Consider the following 17,232-nt stretch of genomic DNA (forward strand, 5'->3'; position numbering starts at 1 on the left):
GGATAGGGAGAGACCAACTAGAGGATTTATACGACCGAGGATAAAACTGGGTTAATCGAATATTATAAATTGAAGGTATATTACAAAACGCTTGGAAGTGCCGCCAACAACTAAACCATTTGAATATCATCAACACATGTTTTCGTATCAAATAACTTCAATTTTTCAGGATTACGCAGGACGTGAATTGCCTGAATTTTTTTGTCTGATATTTCAAAATTGAATGCGGAAACAGGCTGACCTCCATCAGACACCAAAAAACCTGGCGCGCCATTAAACCAAACTTCATCTATCGAATGAGAGCCACTTTCAACGGCCGATGTTAGATACGTCAGTACTACATCGACAACCACATCTAAACCCTTTAGGGTGTGAGGCAGTGCGAAAGCCTTACCACCACCATCACTATGAAAACTTACATTACTCTGCAAAACATTTACCAAGCCGGATATATCACCCTGCTTTACCGCTGAAAAAAACGCGTGAATGACCTCTTGATGCTCAACTGAATCATGACTATAGCGAATTCTGTCTTTATCAATTTTACTTCGGGCACGACTAGCCATTTTTCGGCAAGTCACTGATGGTTTTTCTAAAATGTCGGCTACTTCGGAGAAGCCAAAATGGAAAAGGTCGTGCAATATATAAACAACCCGCTCCTCAGGCGAGAGCTTTTCCAATAGCACCAACAGCGCCATCGTTATCGACTCGTCAATTTCATAGCTTGAATCTGGATTGTCTTTATTCTCTATAAAGGGTTCCGGCAACCAAGTACCCATATACTCTTCCCGCATAACGCAAGACGAACGAAGGTGGTCCACCGCCAATCTTGACGCAACGGTACAAAGCCAAGACTGCGGAGATTTAATAGACGGATGGTCTGCGTCGTGCCACTTTAAAAACGTTTCGTGAACAATATCTTCGGCTTCAAATGCCGAACCTGTTATTCGATAAGCCAGACCAAGCAATTTTGCCCGCGCACCTTCAAATGTGTCAATTACATCGTTCATTTGGCTAAAGTCCCTTACGCAACCATGGATTAAGCACGAATCTTATTGAGGTATATTTCTCTTGCCAAGAAAAATAACCAGTAAATTCAACCTAACCAATAAAACACGCCGCATAACGATTTTTTGCGACATCTGTTGGGCAAATTTTTGCAAGGGACTGAGTGTTTACCTCTAGGGTTTCATATTCACGGCTTCCTTTACCCAGGGGCGAGCACAGTTTTTAGCCTCGAAAGCATCCCCACCTTTTTTCACTACATCATCTGTACCCCAGTCAATATCTCTATCGATCGGGCGCATGAGGGGAATATGTTTAGAGCAGTGAATGTATGCTTCCTCTATGTCAAGCGAAAACCAAAATTCTGGCCTACGCCCCTTTGCCAAAAGCGACAGATCTAGAGATTCCCCCATTTCCGCCAATAAATTATCCGCAACATCATTTGCTACAACTGATGCACTTCCATTTATGTGTAAGCCAATAGTTGAGCTAAAATCGATAAATATCATTCCCATATGCGGGTTTTCAGCAACATTCCCAGCGCTTGCCATAACCCCATTTCCACGGTACTCAGGAAATATAATACGTTTCTTAGAAAGTATGTAGAGTGAATTTTTCATGCCAGCACGAAAGGAACAGTCGCATTCTCCCTTTTTATCAGATGTTGCAATAAACGCCATATCCTGCTCATTGACAAATCCACACATACGTTCGTTTAAATAATTTAGAACTTGCTTATTATAAAAATTCTCAGCTCTACGCTGTGTGCCGTACATTCTCTGAAGTTTATGCTCACCATCAGAACCAGGAATGTTTTTTTGTTTATCTATATCCACCTCAACCCCCTCCATTATTTTCCTATATGCCTTTTGGTATCGACATTTAATGCTAACGTAAATATTATCGGGCGAAACTACCCCCAAAATTAATTTTGAATAGAAACCAACGCGTGCGTATTTTATCTGTTATGTACAAGCACGCGCTCAGTATACCTAACCTACAATTCCACTTTAGCGGGCTCAACACCCTCGAAGACATTCAGGGTAAACAGGATCAAAGAAAGAACAACGACCAATGATCCAATGGATATTCCCACCGCCGCGAGGGGCTGCCCTTTGGTTAAAAGTACAACCGAAACCATCATGATGGGTAACCCAAGATTGTGGCCCCAAAAGTGTATTCTAGCCTTTATCGAACAGATACTTGACGCGTACCTAATATAGATAAAGCCACATAGGGCCATGCTCATCCACCCTAGTAAGTTCACATGTGCATGGGCAGAAACTACCGAATAGTCTTTTGTTACACCTAAATAAATGCCAATACCCAACCCAAATAGTAAATACAGGCTAGCAATACGTATAAACAAAATTCCTGTTTTTTCTGTTGTCATACCCGCTCCAAATAATTCCAATACCAATAAAACCGTTGACGTTAGATACAATTATCGAAAACTCATTGCGTTAAATAATTTTCGATCTACATCCTCAATAGCGCGTCTACCGTGCATGATATGTATATTATCTATTACAAGCACATCCCCAGACTGCCAATCTATTTCCACTGTAGACTCCTCAAAAATGGACTCCAGAGCGTCATGAACATCTTCTTCTATTGGCATACCATCGGAGAACTTAATAATAGGTGCCTGATAATTATACGAAGGACCCAATATACTATTGGCAAATGATTTTTTATTAACATTTTTATTAGATCTAACTGCACTCGTTGAATACTCATAATAAACTGATTCGTCCTCCTGTAACTCAACTCGAAATCCATTATTGTCGACCAAACTAAGAAATGCATCGAGTGTCACTTCTTCCTCAGAATTCGCGCTTGGCACTAAGTTTTTTGCCATCTTTTTCCACTTATCACCCTCTATATATCGGCAGTACATGATCTCCTTTGTATCAAATAGGTTCTTCAGATTATTTGGCATTTTTTCCCAAACATCGTAACCATCACAAACGGTTGTTTGACTACCGGAACTTGCTGCCTTTTCACAATAAAACCAACAAATATCAGGTTGAAATGGGTTATTACCGTGCTCCACATGCATACCAACGGCATCAAGACCAGCATCTACTTTCTGAGCCGTATTACCGTAAAATTCACGCATAGGGTCAATTGTTACCCGACTACTACCCGATTGAACAAAGTCTGAAAACAAGTCTATATTTGTATCAAATCCGCGATACAGAATAAATCCACAATCGCTTAACCGTGAAAACATAGAAGATTCGATTACGTTCGTTATCGGTTGCTTTTTAGAGGTTTCAATCAAAATTCCACGCGTATTTTTGTATTGTGTTATAGATATATCATTGCTCACAACAATCTCCTCAAAATTTGTAAATAAATAATAGATTTTCCTATTCTCAGATAGCACCCAGAATTTTTTTTGCAATATCATAATGTAACAAATTAACGACACTATTTACGGTTATACCTATACTGCTGTATCAAGGTAATAATTTAAGAATAGAAAACCAGGAAAATATTTTTTTGCTAGCGCACTACGCAGAGATAGACTCGCCAGATTTATTTTTTAAACCCTCAACATCAAACTCTTCAGTCAGTCGTTCCCAAAGTTTAGGGCGAATTGGGTCGCCTGTAATTGTTATGTACTCTTTTCTAACCTGTGGGTTAGATTCCAATAATACGTACTGCCTAACACGCTCCACGTCACTAAATTGCTCTAATCCATAGTTATCGATGGCACGACGCATTTCGGTATTCGTTAATTCCCCTCTATTTACAATAAACACGGCCATTAAGAATGGTAAATCGTTGCCAAAAACAGCCACATTTCTAATAAACGGGAGGCGCTTATACTGTGATTCGACCCATTCAGGCGATACGTTTCTACCACTCGCCGTAATTAACACATGTTTCTTTCGGCCAACGACCTTTACGTAACCATCGCTATCCAACTCCCCGATATCACCGGTATGCAACCAGCCATCGTCGTCAATCACGCAGCTTGATGGGTCTGTAGCGGTATACCCCAAATATAGCGAGGCACTTTTTACAAGTAATTCATTTTCGTCTGATAGCTTTAACGTCACATGATCCAGAGGCTTTCCAACTGTTCCATATTTAAACTGAGAGGGTGAATTCCATGAGACAACAGAAGTATTTTCACTAAGACCATATCCCTCATACACCTGAAGACCCATGTCATGTAGGCCGGTTAATATTTCGGTCGCTATTGGCGCATTGCCGCATGCTATAAAGGGTGGCGCATCTAGGCCAAAAACTGTCTTCACCAAACGTGAGGGATCAACTAACGAATTACCAATAGAATGCAATCTCTCAACAATGGATGGGGAGACCACAACAAAATCGGGCTCGACGATGGTGAAATATTTAATCAAATCATCCGGCATGCTACTTTTAGAACCAAGAAGAGGCACCCCAGCGGAAGGAAAGTACAAGCAACCACCGTAGCTTAGAAAAAGATATATCGCGGTAATTTGCTCAATCAAGAGACTTAAAGGAACGATAGAAACATATCGGCTAAATCGGTAACCAGGAACCATGCTTTTTAGGGCGCTAATCTGATTCCATAGGGCCGACTGCGATATACGCACCCCTTTAGGGTTATTCGTTGTACCTGAAGTATGTACAATTTTACATTCTTCCGGCACTAGCCTCACATTTAGGCTAGCCTCCATCAGTTCCGGAACCGATTGCCTTTTTTCAGGGGCACAATATATTTTATTGGAATCAACATATACTTTTTTAATATCCTTCCCCAAATTCCATTTTTTTTCCCAATCATACATAACCGCCATACCAATGTCGTCTACCAGTACGGAATCTGCATTTTTAATGAGATTTTCTGCTTGTTCAGCACTAAATATTGTGGGAACCGGAATTTCAATACGATGCGTAACACCCATAGCAATATCACACGCGACCCACTCAGGTGAGTTCGCCATTACAATTGCATGCTTGGGCCTAGCAATACCGGAGTCCACTTCAGAAAGCAACTTATCTATATTTTGAACAGCGTTCATCAATAGTTCATAGGTAATATTTCTTTCAACCACCCCGTGGGGTGACACGACCGAAAACACATCATTTTTTGGTGTGCTTTCGCTAAAGGAAAGTATATTGGAAAAAACATTCATTAAACGTTACTCCATCTGTTAAATTGGCAACCATATTTATCTGTACAGGAAATCTGTAATGACAAGATTAGACACTAAACAAAAAATAATTAATTTACGTATAAACGGCAGAATAATTAGATTGCATACCTTAACTGCGAATCCAGATAACCCTGTAATACTCTATTTACATGGAGGACCAGGCTATGGAAATTCCAGACATCTTTGCGAAATATTTAACTCTCTATCTAGTACGCTTGTTAAAGAATATTCACTTATTTTCTACGACCAACGTTGCGCTGGAGATTCGATGTCAATATGGGATCTATTTTCAAACTTCACGGTTGAAAACCATGTGAGCGATGCGGGACACGTTCTTAAATACTCCCTTAAACTATTCTCCAAAAACAAGCTTATCTTGTGTTCTCACTCTTGGGGGACCCACCTAGGGATGAAACTAGCCGATAGATTTTCCAACCTAATACAGGGGTATGTAGGTATTGGTCAGATCGTTAACGGTTTGAGAGGTGAGAAAATGGCGTACGCTTATGCCTTAAAACATAAAGGAAAAAAAGGTGTAGCTAAACTTGTCAAGTATGGCCCCCCTCCCCATCGGAAAAAAGAACTAGTCCCTTATCTCTCTTTACATAGAAAAATACTGTTGGAAAATGGAGGGTTAGACAGAAGCACCACAACAGTAAAAGATAATCAGGAACGATTGAACCCATCAAAAACGAGGCTTATAAATGCAGTAAAACATACGTTAGCCATGTATTTATCCGTGAAATATCTATGGGAACAGTGCCTAGAAGTAGATTTTAGTGATAAAACTCATTTCAATTTTCCCGTGATATTTGTATGTGGCAAGTATGATCAGACAACCCCGACTAAACTTGTAATCAACTACTTTCGTAGTATTCGCACACCCGCCAAAATATATATTGTAGACAAATCGGCTCACCGACCCCACTTAGAAAATTTTGGAAAATTTGAAACTATCATGGTAAAAGAAAAATCGTTTCTTACCAGCTTCTGATAAAAGCGAGCATCACCCAAAACAACTTCAGTTTATACAGTAAGTACTTCTTCCGGCGCACAGCGCTTGCGCAAGTTACCACCGCTCATCAAATAGTTACTTAATTGCCGTGCGTCAATTCTTCCGACCAGAAATACTAACTCATACTTTCCAGGGTCAGCCAACGCTCTGAAGCGCTGATTAAATTCAATATTTTTTGTGTCGTGACCGTACCCATCTCGCAACCCAGCGAACTCCTCAGTTATCTTCACCTGGAATAATTTGTCCCCCGGCTTGGGGTAATGCGAATTAGCGCCCTCAGCTATACGCCTAACATCCTCTGGGACTGGGCTCTCATATAGCAAATCTGGCCATATTGTGTAACATTTGAGCGATGTATATAAAAGTTGTAAATTCACGGTAGAGGCACTGAAGTACATAGGCTGATGACGACAATAGTCGCGCTCAATTGCCCGATCAACGACCACCATACGCAACGCACGATCGGTTGCACGGTAACCCCGAAAATCCGGTAATACATATATCGACATAATGTGTAAAACTTCGATTCCTCCACAATCTCTATTCGCAGCATTACCAAAACCCACCACTTCGCCAGTGCTATCGTAGATTCTTATAAGGTATTCTGTTTCAAATAGTCTCTCGACAAAGGTGTCTCGTGCATAAAAAGCAAGATTAACCATTACTGTCTCAAAAATGGCCTTTAAACTAGCTTTTTCATCATCGCGAAGCGTATAAGGTAATCGGTCAACGCGTACAGAATAGCCCGAAAACGCCTTTTCACGTGGATAGTTTATTTTCATACCAACCTCTATTTTTCGGAAATGTAAGCATCAACTTCTATCTCAATGAGCAGGCTATCATCGACGAAACGACTAACCTCAACACAAGTAGCCGCTGGATCAATACCGTCAAAAGCCTCTTTGTGTGCTTTTGCGACTTGGTCGAAAAGCGTCATATCCGTTACGTACATACGTGTCCGGACAACATCTGATAAGTTTGCGCCTAACTCAACAAGCGCGGTACTTATTTTTTCAAAAATGTAGCTCGTTTGTGCATAAATATCGTTTTCACCGACAACAATACCTTCTGCATCAACGGCCGTTGTGCCAGAAACCGCTATTTGCGAACCAAATTTTACTGCCCGGCAATAAGCGACTTGCTTTTCCCAAGGCGCACCCGAGTAAACTCTTTTCATATCCGAAACCTTTTGCTTATTATTTATACTCTAAACTGAGTACCCTTTAGAAGTACCCGAGTAGTTATGCCTTACTTCGTATTTGGAACCTTGACTAATACAGCATCATCATAAACGTCAGAGTCTGTAGCGCCAGATTGTTCGGTATTCTGCACACCGGCTTCATTAATTGCTGCTTTGAAATCACTCCACATCCGTTTAATAACTACGGGACTAGGAATTAACAACGCCGTATTTTTTCTGTATTCAGCCCATTCATCTCCCAAAAGACGTAATCCACGTAAATCCTGATGATAAGTACCTAAATATAAATAGATAGTTGCTCCTATCGCGAGTAAAAAGCTATCCATAGTCATTACAGGATGAGCCCAAAAAAATACAATGAGGCATGTATGGTGCGGAAATCGAATATATTTTTTCACACCTTCCTTTCTCGTACGATAGTACGCCGGTAACTTCTTTTTCATCAATTTTAGCGTTACTTGCTTCACACCTAGCCACTGCCAAAATGACGTAGTGAACTTAAAACAATAGAAAAAAAGAAAAAGCGAAGCGGCTAGTACAATCACACTTACATGATGCAGAAAAGTTCCAGGAATTAAGTAGAATAAATACTCGCCTGATGTTTTCCAGTATTTAAAACCCAAAAATATTGTCAACACAGAGAGCATGCTATAGACAATATTCCATGAATAATCCGGCAATATTCTATTGTATAGGGAAACAAACCATTTGGTTGTTAATAAAGAATGCTGAAGCCCATAGGCCACAACAATAATAAGATCAATTTGCCACCAAGTCATAATACTGTCCTCGTGTAAGTTAGTTCGATAAAGAGATTCTGCTCATTTTTGGTTTTATTGAAAATTCATAAAACTCGTGTATTTCAGGATTTATCTCGATACTACATGAATACTTATCATTAAATTTCTGATGTAAAAGGGTTTTGATTAAATCAACATCAATATTCTCTTCACCACCTGGTATCGTAATAATAGTGAAATATATATGGTCATTTATCACATTACATTCGTAGTGATATATTGGAATTTTTTCTTGGTATATAATTTCATCCATAACTCTAGCGCTAACACCGTTGGACTGAGTTCTACCAAGACATTCCCACGCAACCCTGGATTCATCACTCGTCACACGAAAAATATCTCCCGTATCGTAGCGAAGTATTGGCAATAGACCATTCCGAAGCCAACTAATTATCAGCTTCCCCTCAATTGCACCATTTACACCAAAAACTAAGTGCTCGTTGGTTTCAGGGTCTACCAGTTCGAAAATAAAATCCTCTGAAATAGGGTCATAAGAACAATCTGTATTACCAATCATAACTGTCGCGGTTTCACTGCTACCGTAAACAAAGGGAATAGTCTTCGCGCTGCAATTTAATATTTCACTAAAGTTATCTGCAGAATGTGGGGTAATGGGTTCGCCCGTTAGCAATAATTTGTCAATCGAAAGTAAATTATTCGGTAGTGCATGCTTATTAAACTCGTAGAAAACTTTACTCGCTAGCGTTGGCGTCGTCATTATCGTTGTTATTTTGTAGCGCTTTAAAACCTCGTATATTTTCGTGTACTCACAGATCTTAGGAAGCGCAAATACACGCACAAATCCGACACCTAATTGGTTAAGCGCCAAACAAGATGCTTCAACAAATGGACTCAAAATACCGGGATGAATAATTGCAACGCGGTCAACACCCGCCGTTAGATATTTTTTATAAGCAAGCATTTGATTATTAGTATTCCAACCAAGATCTTCTGCGTTTCTCGGGGTTACAAGAGGTTCTCCTGTCGACCCTGATGTTTCACTGAATAGAATCCCTCTTGATAGAAACATCTCTTGCTGATCTTCAACTCGCTTAAACAGATCAGTTTTGGTGAGTATTGGAATACGCTTCAAAAAGCTTTCCAAAGTTGAGAACTGCTGCTCAACATCTATTAGGCCATACTCAATTGCCAACGGCACTAACTTTTTAAGTGCTGCATTTTTGTCACGCGTAACGATCATTTTCACTCCTTATGCGCTGCCAGCCAGGCCACCACCATCTACAATTAGAGGTGTTCCTGTGATAAATCCACTTTTCTCAGACGCTAAAAATAAAACAGCATTCGCGATATCTTCCGGCTGACCTACCCGACCGAGGGGGCGGCTTGCACCTTCCTTTATTAGCTGGTCTTCAGCTAGGCCAAGCTGAATTGCTTCGTCAACGAGCATCCCGGTGTTGGTGTCACCAGGACAAATGCAGTTCACCCTTATACCATCAGCTCCGTGATCTATCGCCATTGCCTTTGTCAGTAAAACGACACCACCTTTCGAAGCACAATACGACACAGCACGAGCACCACCATTTATCCCCCAACCCGACGCTGTATTAATGATACAACCGCTTTTTTGTGCGGTCATGGGCACTAGAGCGCACTTAGAGAGTAAGAATACCCCTGTTAGATTTACATCAATAACTTTTCTCCAAGCTTCGACACTCGTATTTAGGCTATTTTCTCTAACAGTAATACCTGCGTTATTGAATAGGATATCCAAACGACCGAAGGCACTGATGGTTTCGTCAATGATCCGAATGCAGTCATCGTTATTCGATATATCCGCAACAATGGGCATTGAAGTTCCGTTTATTTCTTTTATCGATTCATGGGTATAAATCGATGCCGCTTCATTTACATCGACTACTACCACTTTGACTCCTTCTTTTGCGAAAGCCAGTGCCGTAGCACAACCGATTCCGCCACCTGCACCTGTAATAATGGCGACCTTGCCCTTAAAATCTTCCGTCATATCAAGGCGCCTTCTTTCTCGCCATATAAAATATCGGCAGTAGCACCATAGTCAATTTTTGAGCGATGATCGAATGCCATATTTAGAATTATTCTATTTGTTTCCCCCGATATGGGTGCGACCCTATGCAAACAGTCGCCGGCATTAAGGACATAACAATCGCCAGCATTATGGTGAATATTTTTAACTCGCCCTTGCTCATATGCAATAGGAACAGCTTTATTGGTGTCGGTCATATAATTCATACCCAACTCCGCACAGAATTTTTTCCACTCTGGTATTACCTCCAAATAGCCACCCATCGAATGATCTGGGGCCTGGAGAATTGAAACTAATGCATACTGAGGGTCATCCAAATGCCAGCCATGTGTGCCACCACTTCTCTCAAGAAAATTGACTACCATAAATTCTTCTTCGTGATCCACGGTATAAAGAGACCTAGAAACAATTGAAGACAAAACTGACTTAACTTCCGCGTTTATATATAGGGCAGAAAATACAAATGAGTTATTTAAAATTTGCTTTCCACCAATGACAGACAGAAACCTTGGGGTTTCATACCCAGGCATAGTAAATTGCTTTTCGGTACGCATCTTGGACAAACGAATTGATTCATCTTTAACCAGATCAAAATATTCAGCCATAAAAAAATCTGGCATCGTCACAAAGCCCTTCTCCTCGAACTCGTTTGCCAACCGCGTCAACTCTGTCTCTTCTTTATATTTACTATTTACTACGCTTCCACTCAAATACATATAGTCTTTAAAATCCAACATAGCTGCCTCAATCATTTTCGTATTTTAGATATTGGTTAGATGCCGTTACTACACTTCAACGACAATATTGAATCACCAAAAATTGGTCAGATAGCCATATATAATTGGTCGACCACATCATTGGGAACTTGACTAGTTTTCGGTCGACTAACCAAATCTATTAAGCGCATAACTCGCTCCTCCTTTCTGCCTACACAGAAGATCGCTTTTCGATCGCATGTCTTCTTTTCTTCGGTGTTCAGGGCCTTTTCGCTTCTTTTCACTTGATCTATCACATCTTCGGGAACTTTTGCCATCTCCGGACCAAACGATACAAGGCCAACCACACCTTTGGTGTTTCTTATTTTTGACACGTCATCTTTCTGAGGGTCTATCACTACAAACATATATCGGGGAAACATAGGGATTGGGGCAGGAGTCGGTTTTTTCGAAGATATCCCCCTTTTTACTTGCGGCAGGTATGTTTCATAGCACTGCTGCTCGAGGTTACGCTTTGCTCTAAATTCTTCTTTTGGTTTTGTAAACACTAAATACCATGTAGTCATACCTCCTCCATTAAGGGCATCTCAAATAATATGAAGCCTCCAGGCATTTTGCTAAATCTATAGCTGCATGCAGGCTCGAATACGTTTAGTAGAGTAATTTTAACGCTTGAATAAGCGGGAAAGACTGTCGGATTATTATTAGATATTTTGTTTCGCACACGCTACCGCTAGGAGAGTTCCCCTACATGCACTATTAAGCCGATATTTAATTAAAAAACTATTATCGATATAAAGCAAAGATAAAATCAGGCCCTACACGCTGGCGTTAGTCGATTCATCAGACGGCCGGGATGCTAGGCATAAAATATTTAAATTGCAACCTCTGATAGTCATCCTTAACTATTTTTTCACCTTACACCCGCTTTATGTCGCCAAACACTACATCAAAATCAGTCCATCAATTTATTTTCTTATTAATGTCACATTTAGGCACGCTGAAACGTCCTACATGAGTACACACTTAATTACGATGAACTTATTCAATAATTCTTATATAAACTCGTTCGGAAAAAAAACATGGATACCAATGCAAAAGTTCAGTATCTAGATAATTTTGAGACGCACTACAAATATGACGCCCGTTACTTAAGGGACTTACTGGAGACAAGTGAAGAAGGCTTCGACAAATTTAATGCCTTTATGCCAATGTCCACCCACAAACAGGCGTTATCAACAGAAGCTTTTTGGGTCGCCAAACTATCTGCCATGCGGGCCGAAGACTGCGGTTCATGTCTGCAATTAAATATTAGAATGGCTCTAGAATCAGGTGTTTCAAAACCCATCATAGAATCGGTTTTATACTCAAAAGAAACGTTACCCACCGAGCTAAAGCGAGTCTATGACTTTGCAACCAGCATTGCACTTAACGAAAATTTAAGTAGCACAGCTCAAACGGCTATCGATGAAGCGTTGACTAAAAGTGAAAAAATTGAGATTGGTCTATGCGTTGCTGCTGCACGTGTTTTTCCAACGCTAAAAAGAGCGGCCGGATATTCGAAGGCCTGCAATTTAATGGAATTTGAGGTGTAGCCCTATCAGTTTCGACTTAAAAGCGATCTAGAGGGTCGTTTTACCAAAAGTATATTTGAAGTCAGTTCTAGGCCATTCTTGCTAGTTTAAAACTGACTCCATTCATTGTGCTGCTATTTTTCAGGCGATCGCATGGTGACAAATTCTTCAGCAGCCGTTGGATGAACGCCAATGGTGCTATCGAAATCGTCTTTAGTTGCACCCGCCTTCAACGCTATAGCGATCCCCTGCACTATCTCACCGGCATCAGGGCCAACCATGTGAGCGCCAAGTACTTTTTTGGATTCGGCATCTACCACTAACTTCATAAAAGTTTTTTCGTCCACTCCGCTAAGGGTATGCTTCATCGGTTTAAAAACACTTTTATATAGCTCAAGCTTATGCCCCAAGCTATGGGCGTGCTCTTCGGTGAGGCCAACCGTACCAATATTGGGCTGACAAAAAACAGCTGTTGGAATATTGTCGTAATCCATACGAATAGGCTTATCGTCAAACAAGTAACGCGCCAAGGCCATTCCCTCAGCTAATGCAACCGGCGTTAACTGCATACGACCAATGACATCGCCGACAGCGAATATACCTGGCACATTGGTTTCAAAGTTATTGTTGACAACTATACTTCCTCCGGGTTTCTGCTCTACACCGAGAGCCTCTAAACCAAGATTTTGTGTTTTTGGCGACCGACCGATTGCCGTTACAACAGCATCAACGCGCACTTCTGAGAACGAGCGATCTTCGCCGCTCCGGCACTCTCTTTTTACCAAAAGTGTACCGTCATCCTGTTTTGCTACTTTTTCGATTTGCGTATTGAACGATAGCTTCACCCCTTTCTTTTGCATTTCTTCCGCTATAAATTGCCGAATATCGCCGTCAAAGTGTCTTAGAAAAAGTGGCCCTCGATACACCAACTCTGTCTCGCACCCAAGACTATTTAGAATTCCTGCAAATTCTACCGCGATGTAGCCGCCACCTTCTACGATAACCTTTTTGGGTAACTTATCTAGGTAAAAAAAGTCATTTGAATCTATCGTGTTTTCCGCCCCTTGGTAATTGGGTTTACGTGGCCAGCTACCCGTTGCTATTAATATGTTTTTTGCGGTGATCCGCTTGTCGTCAATCTGTACAGTATTGCTATCCAGCAGGGTTCCCCGCCCGCTTAAAATGTCAACACCAGCACCTTCGAGTATATTGTTGTAAACACCGTTTAGTCGTTCAATTTCGTTCGTTTTATTATCGCGCAACGTCTCCCAATTAAACTTAAGGTTTTCATAACTCCAACCAAAGCCATGAGAAGCTTCGAAGTCTTCTCGAAAATGAGAGCCGTATACAAACAGCTTTTTCGGTACGCAGCCAACATTTACGCAGGTACCGCCAAGATATAGGTCTTCGGTAATACCCACCCTTGCGCCCAACTGTGACGCAATCCTGCTGGCACGAACGCCACCGGAGCCAGCACCAATAACGAATAAGTCATAGTCAAAAGAATTAGACGACGAATTACTATTCATGAATATACCTGTGAATTAATAGAAAAATGGACAAAATTGTAGCGAAGAGATGGCGCCCGAGACTTGATTGAGCACACCCTCAAATGGATTTTCCGCACCTATCGTCGTTTGAGCTAGTACATCTCAAATTATGACAATAGTTTAAACGTCTATCTCTATCGAAGGGTGACCACGATCATTTTTTCGGCGAACTTTCCCTGAACGAAGCTCATAGACAGCACGGGAGCCCGTTTGCTCCCGTTCTCGACGATCTGAGTGCTTACGTCGTTCTTTAACAGCCTTTGGTGGGACGGGCTGTTTAGGCTGTTTTTTATCGCCATGAGACTCTACAGCCGGGGAGTTTTGCTCTTTCCGACTGGCCGAACGGCTTGGGATGGTGGAATGTGTGGGTTTTATCGAATCAACCATAATAGCTAAATCAACACAAAATTGGCTTTCTTTTATAACTATCGGCCAAGGAGCCCGCTGCTTTAGCACAGCTCATAACCCCAACAACCGTTATCGCATTATGTTAGAGGCTTCCCCCCAAGCTTTTCTGCGAGCTTCACCACATTCCCAATAATCAATAACGTTGGTGCATGTACATCTTGCCCTGCAACAATAGCGGGCAGGCTCTCTAGCGTGCCAATATGAACGCGTTGTTCCGGCAGGGTACCGCGCTCAATCAAAGCGGCTGCAGTATCAGCAGGCTTGCCATTGTGAACAAGTTGATAGCAGATTTGCTCCAAGCCCTTCAAACCCATATAGAACACAAGGGTTTGATTGTCCGCGACGAATTCCTGCCAGTTAAAGTTAACTTCCCCTTCTTTTAAATGGCCCGTAATAAAACGTACCGACTGCGCGTAGTCACGATGCGTTAGTGGTATACCCGCATAAGCCGCACAACCCGATGCGGCCGTAATACCCGGTACCACCTGAAAAGGGATTCCGCTTTCGGCAAGCAAGTCTATTTCCTCACCACCACGACCAAAAATAAACGGGTCGCCGCCTTTTAATCGCAGCACTCGCTTACCCTGCTGCGCTAAAGATAATAGAAGCTCATTAATTGCCTGCTGTGGCATTGTGTGGTCACTTCGCCTTTTACCCACGTAAATCCGGTCGGCATCGCGGCGCACCATATCCAAAACGGGCTCTGAGACTAAGCGGTCGTAAAGTACCACTTCAGCTTTCTGCATCAAGCGAACGGCTTTGAAGGTCAGCAAATCGGGGTCGCCAGGGCCCGCGCCCACGAGGTACACTTCCCCCCCCACCTCACAATCGCCGCGACTCAAGGCTGCTTCGAGATCCTGCTGAGCTTCACTTACATCGCCCGATAAGGCTTTTTCCGCAACAGGGCCGTTGATAATACTTTCCCAAAACCGTCTCCGCTGCTCACCATCAGCAAAGGCTTTCTTTACCCGGCTCCTAAAACCTGCAATTAAGTGGGCCAGCTTACCGTAACCAGCCGGAATACTAGTTTCAAGCATTGTACGTATACGCCGCGCAAGAACCGGGGCTTCACCGCCACTGCTAATACCAATAATCAACGGACTACGGTCAACAATAGCGGGAGTAATAACGGAACAAAGGTCGGGACTATCAACAACATTTACAGGAAGGTTGCGCTGCTGGCAGTGTTCGGAAACCTGTTTGTTCAACGATTCATCGTCGGTTGCTGAAATAACGAGTACCTTACCTTCTATGAAACGCTCCTGATAATGCTCGAAGGAAAGCACTCCACCACTACCACCGACTATTTGTTGCAGCTCTTGCTCAATAACCGGGGCAACAACATAAATAATGGCGCCCGCCTTATGCAGTAGGCGAGCTTTACGCGTGGCTATAGCGCCTCCACCAACGATTAAACAAGCTTTCTGTTTGAGGTCGAAAAACAGCGGCAAGTAATCCATAGTACAACTTCTTATTTAAGGCGGCCGGCGATTAAGCGGCGGAAATTGTCGTCTCGCCATTCATATAGGGGCGTAGAACCTCGGGAACCTCTACAGAGCCGTCGGCCTGCTGATAATTTTCCAATATAGCCACCAGCGTGCGACCAACGGCAAGACCAGATCCATTGACCGTATGCAGTAACGCTGGTTTGCCTGAATCACTGTTGCGATAACGCGCCTTCATGCGTCGAGCCTGAAAATCGCCAAAGCTACTGCAGGAGGAAATTTCTCGGTAGGTTTTTTGTGACGGCAACCACACTTCCAAATCGTAAGTTTTGGTGGAAGAAAAGCCTACGTCGCCACTACACAGGATGACTTTACGGTACGGCAGCCCCAGTTGCTGCAAAATGTTTTCTGCATGACCGGTTAAATCCTCTAATGCTTGGTTTGAATCCTGCGGTTTTACAAACTGTACCAATTCAACTTTTTCAAATTGATGCTGGCGAATCATCCCTCGGGTGTCACGCCCATAGCTACCCGCTTCAGAACGAAAACACGGCGTATGACAGGCAAATTTAAGTGGTAGTTTTTTCTCGTCGATTATCTCGTTGCGCATTACATTGGTAACGGGAACTTCAGCGGTGGGAATCAGATAAAAATCACGATCATCGCGCAACTTAAAGAGATCCTCCTCAAACTTAGGCAGCTGACCAGTTCCAAAGAGCGAGTCTTTGTTAACGATATAGGGAACATAGATTTCGTTATAGCCGTGCGCACCGGTGTGAGTGTTGAGCATTAGCTGAATAAGTGCCCTGTGCATACGCGCCACGGCGCCGGTCATAATGGCAAAACGCGCGCCTGTAATTTTACCGGCCGTTTCAAAATCTAGGCCTCCGAGCACATCCCCAACATCAACATGGTCTTTCACATCAAAGTCGAAGGTACGTGGCTCCCCCCACTTTGACACTTCTACATTGTCATCCTCATTTTTACCAACCGGCACATCGTCGGAAAGTAAGTTAGGAATACCCGAAATAATGTCGTCCATTTGCAGCTGTACATTACTTAGCTTTTTCTCAGCTTCGGTTAGCGCACTTTTCAAATTTTCAACTTCTTTCAGCAAGGGCGCTATGTCTTCGCCAGAGGCCTTTGCTTTACCAATACCCTTTGACTTTGTGTTGCGCTGCTGCTGCAGGTTCTCACTTTCTACCTGCGCGACTTTGCGCTCTTCTTCAAGCGCCTGTATTTTGGCAACATCCAGTTGGTAGCCGCGCTTTTTTAAGCCCTCGGCCACATCGTTAAGTTGTGCGCGGATGAATTTTGGATCTAACATGATTTTCC

General features: G+C 42.4%; 18 protein-coding genes. 2 read left to right on the forward strand and 16 right to left on the reverse strand.

Annotated features, from left to right (window positions below):
• Positions 1–110: 110 nt before the first annotated feature.
• From sigJ to H5336_RS00790, 5 genes are all read right to left on the reverse strand, one after another.
• Positions 111–1,010 carry an RNA polymerase sigma factor SigJ gene (gene sigJ / locus H5336_RS00770; protein WP_185230456.1) on the reverse strand — a complete coding sequence of 300 codons (900 nt, stop codon included), beginning with the start codon at positions 1,008–1,010 and terminating at the stop codon, positions 111–113.
• A 171-nt stretch (positions 1,011–1,181) separates the two neighbouring features.
• Positions 1,182–1,841, reverse strand: coding sequence for a pyridoxamine 5'-phosphate oxidase family protein (locus H5336_RS00775; RefSeq protein WP_221627959.1), 660 nt, complete (start codon positions 1,839–1,841; stop codon positions 1,182–1,184).
• A gap of 161 nt (positions 1,842–2,002) precedes the next feature.
• Entirely contained in the window at positions 2,003–2,398 is a 396-nt protein-coding gene (locus H5336_RS00780) for a cytochrome-c oxidase (RefSeq protein ID WP_185230460.1), read from the reverse strand.
• A 51-nt stretch (positions 2,399–2,449) separates the two neighbouring features.
• Positions 2,450–3,340: a TauD/TfdA family dioxygenase gene (locus H5336_RS00785; RefSeq protein WP_185230462.1), complete on the reverse strand. Its 891-nt coding sequence runs from the start codon at positions 3,338–3,340 to the stop codon at positions 2,450–2,452.
• 184 nt (positions 3,341–3,524) lie between these two features.
• On the reverse strand, positions 3,525–5,144 hold the full coding sequence (locus H5336_RS00790) for an AMP-binding protein (RefSeq protein ID WP_185230464.1): 1,620 nt from the start codon (positions 5,142–5,144) through the stop codon (positions 3,525–3,527).
• A gap of 58 nt (positions 5,145–5,202) precedes the next feature.
• Here H5336_RS00790 and H5336_RS00795 point away from each other — a divergent pair, with 58 nt between their 5' ends.
• Positions 5,203–6,159 (forward strand): alpha/beta hydrolase, encoded by a 957-nt coding sequence (locus H5336_RS00795; RefSeq protein WP_185230466.1) that lies wholly within the window; start codon positions 5,203–5,205, stop codon positions 6,157–6,159.
• A gap of 32 nt (positions 6,160–6,191) precedes the next feature.
• On the opposite strand, the gene H5336_RS00800 is transcribed toward H5336_RS00795, so the two are convergent.
• From H5336_RS00800 to H5336_RS00830, 7 genes are all read right to left on the reverse strand, one after another.
• A complete protein-coding gene (locus tag H5336_RS00800) occupies positions 6,192–6,962 on the reverse strand; it encodes a hypothetical protein (protein WP_185230468.1) in 771 nt (256 codons plus the stop codon).
• A gap of 8 nt (positions 6,963–6,970) precedes the next feature.
• Positions 6,971–7,357, reverse strand: coding sequence for a RidA family protein (locus H5336_RS00805; RefSeq protein ID WP_185230470.1), 387 nt, complete (start codon positions 7,355–7,357; stop codon positions 6,971–6,973).
• A 71-nt stretch (positions 7,358–7,428) separates the two neighbouring features.
• The gene (locus H5336_RS00810; RefSeq protein ID WP_185230472.1) at positions 7,429–8,160 is read right to left on the reverse strand and encodes a hypothetical protein; all 732 of its coding nucleotides are present in this window, start codon (positions 8,158–8,160) and stop codon (positions 7,429–7,431) included.
• A gap of 19 nt (positions 8,161–8,179) precedes the next feature.
• Positions 8,180–9,382 carry an AMP-binding protein gene (locus H5336_RS00815; protein ID WP_185230474.1) on the reverse strand — a complete coding sequence of 401 codons (1,203 nt, stop codon included), beginning with the start codon at positions 9,380–9,382 and terminating at the stop codon, positions 8,180–8,182.
• 9 nt (positions 9,383–9,391) lie between these two features.
• Complete coding sequence (locus H5336_RS00820; protein WP_185230476.1) at positions 9,392–10,165, reverse strand: SDR family NAD(P)-dependent oxidoreductase; 774 nt, start codon at positions 10,163–10,165, stop codon at positions 9,392–9,394.
• Complete coding sequence (locus H5336_RS00825; protein WP_185230478.1) at positions 10,162–10,941, reverse strand: HalD/BesD family halogenase; 780 nt, start codon at positions 10,939–10,941, stop codon at positions 10,162–10,164. The genes H5336_RS00820 and H5336_RS00825 overlap by 4 nt, the downstream gene beginning before the upstream one ends.
• Before the next feature lie 86 nt (positions 10,942–11,027).
• Complete coding sequence (locus H5336_RS00830; RefSeq protein WP_185230480.1) at positions 11,028–11,486, reverse strand: transcriptional activator RfaH; 459 nt, start codon at positions 11,484–11,486, stop codon at positions 11,028–11,030.
• Between the two features lie 516 nt (positions 11,487–12,002).
• Between H5336_RS00830 and H5336_RS00835 the strand changes: the two genes are divergently transcribed.
• A complete protein-coding gene (locus tag H5336_RS00835) occupies positions 12,003–12,515 on the forward strand; it encodes a hypothetical protein (RefSeq protein ID WP_185230482.1) in 513 nt (170 codons plus the stop codon).
• A 113-nt stretch (positions 12,516–12,628) separates the two neighbouring features.
• On the opposite strand, the gene gorA is transcribed toward H5336_RS00835, so the two are convergent.
• From gorA to serS, 4 genes are all read right to left on the reverse strand, one after another.
• The gene (gorA, locus tag H5336_RS00840) at positions 12,629–14,023 is read right to left on the reverse strand and encodes a glutathione-disulfide reductase (RefSeq protein WP_185230484.1); all 1,395 of its coding nucleotides are present in this window, start codon (positions 14,021–14,023) and stop codon (positions 12,629–12,631) included.
• A gap of 141 nt (positions 14,024–14,164) precedes the next feature.
• On the reverse strand, positions 14,165–14,431 hold the full coding sequence (locus H5336_RS00845) for a hypothetical protein (RefSeq protein ID WP_185230486.1): 267 nt from the start codon (positions 14,429–14,431) through the stop codon (positions 14,165–14,167).
• Positions 14,432–14,529: 98 nt separating this feature from the next.
• Entirely contained in the window at positions 14,530–15,912 is a 1,383-nt protein-coding gene (cysG, locus tag H5336_RS00850; protein WP_185230488.1) for a siroheme synthase CysG, read from the reverse strand.
• A gap of 31 nt (positions 15,913–15,943) precedes the next feature.
• Positions 15,944–17,224 (reverse strand): serine--tRNA ligase, encoded by a 1,281-nt coding sequence (gene serS, locus H5336_RS00855; protein WP_185230490.1) that lies wholly within the window; start codon positions 17,222–17,224, stop codon positions 15,944–15,946.
• Positions 17,225–17,232: the final 8 nt, after the last annotated feature.

It is taken from the genome of Teredinibacter franksiae (assembly GCF_014218805.1).
In the GTDB taxonomy this organism is placed as follows: Bacteria; Pseudomonadota; Gammaproteobacteria; order Pseudomonadales; family Cellvibrionaceae; genus Teredinibacter; species Teredinibacter franksiae.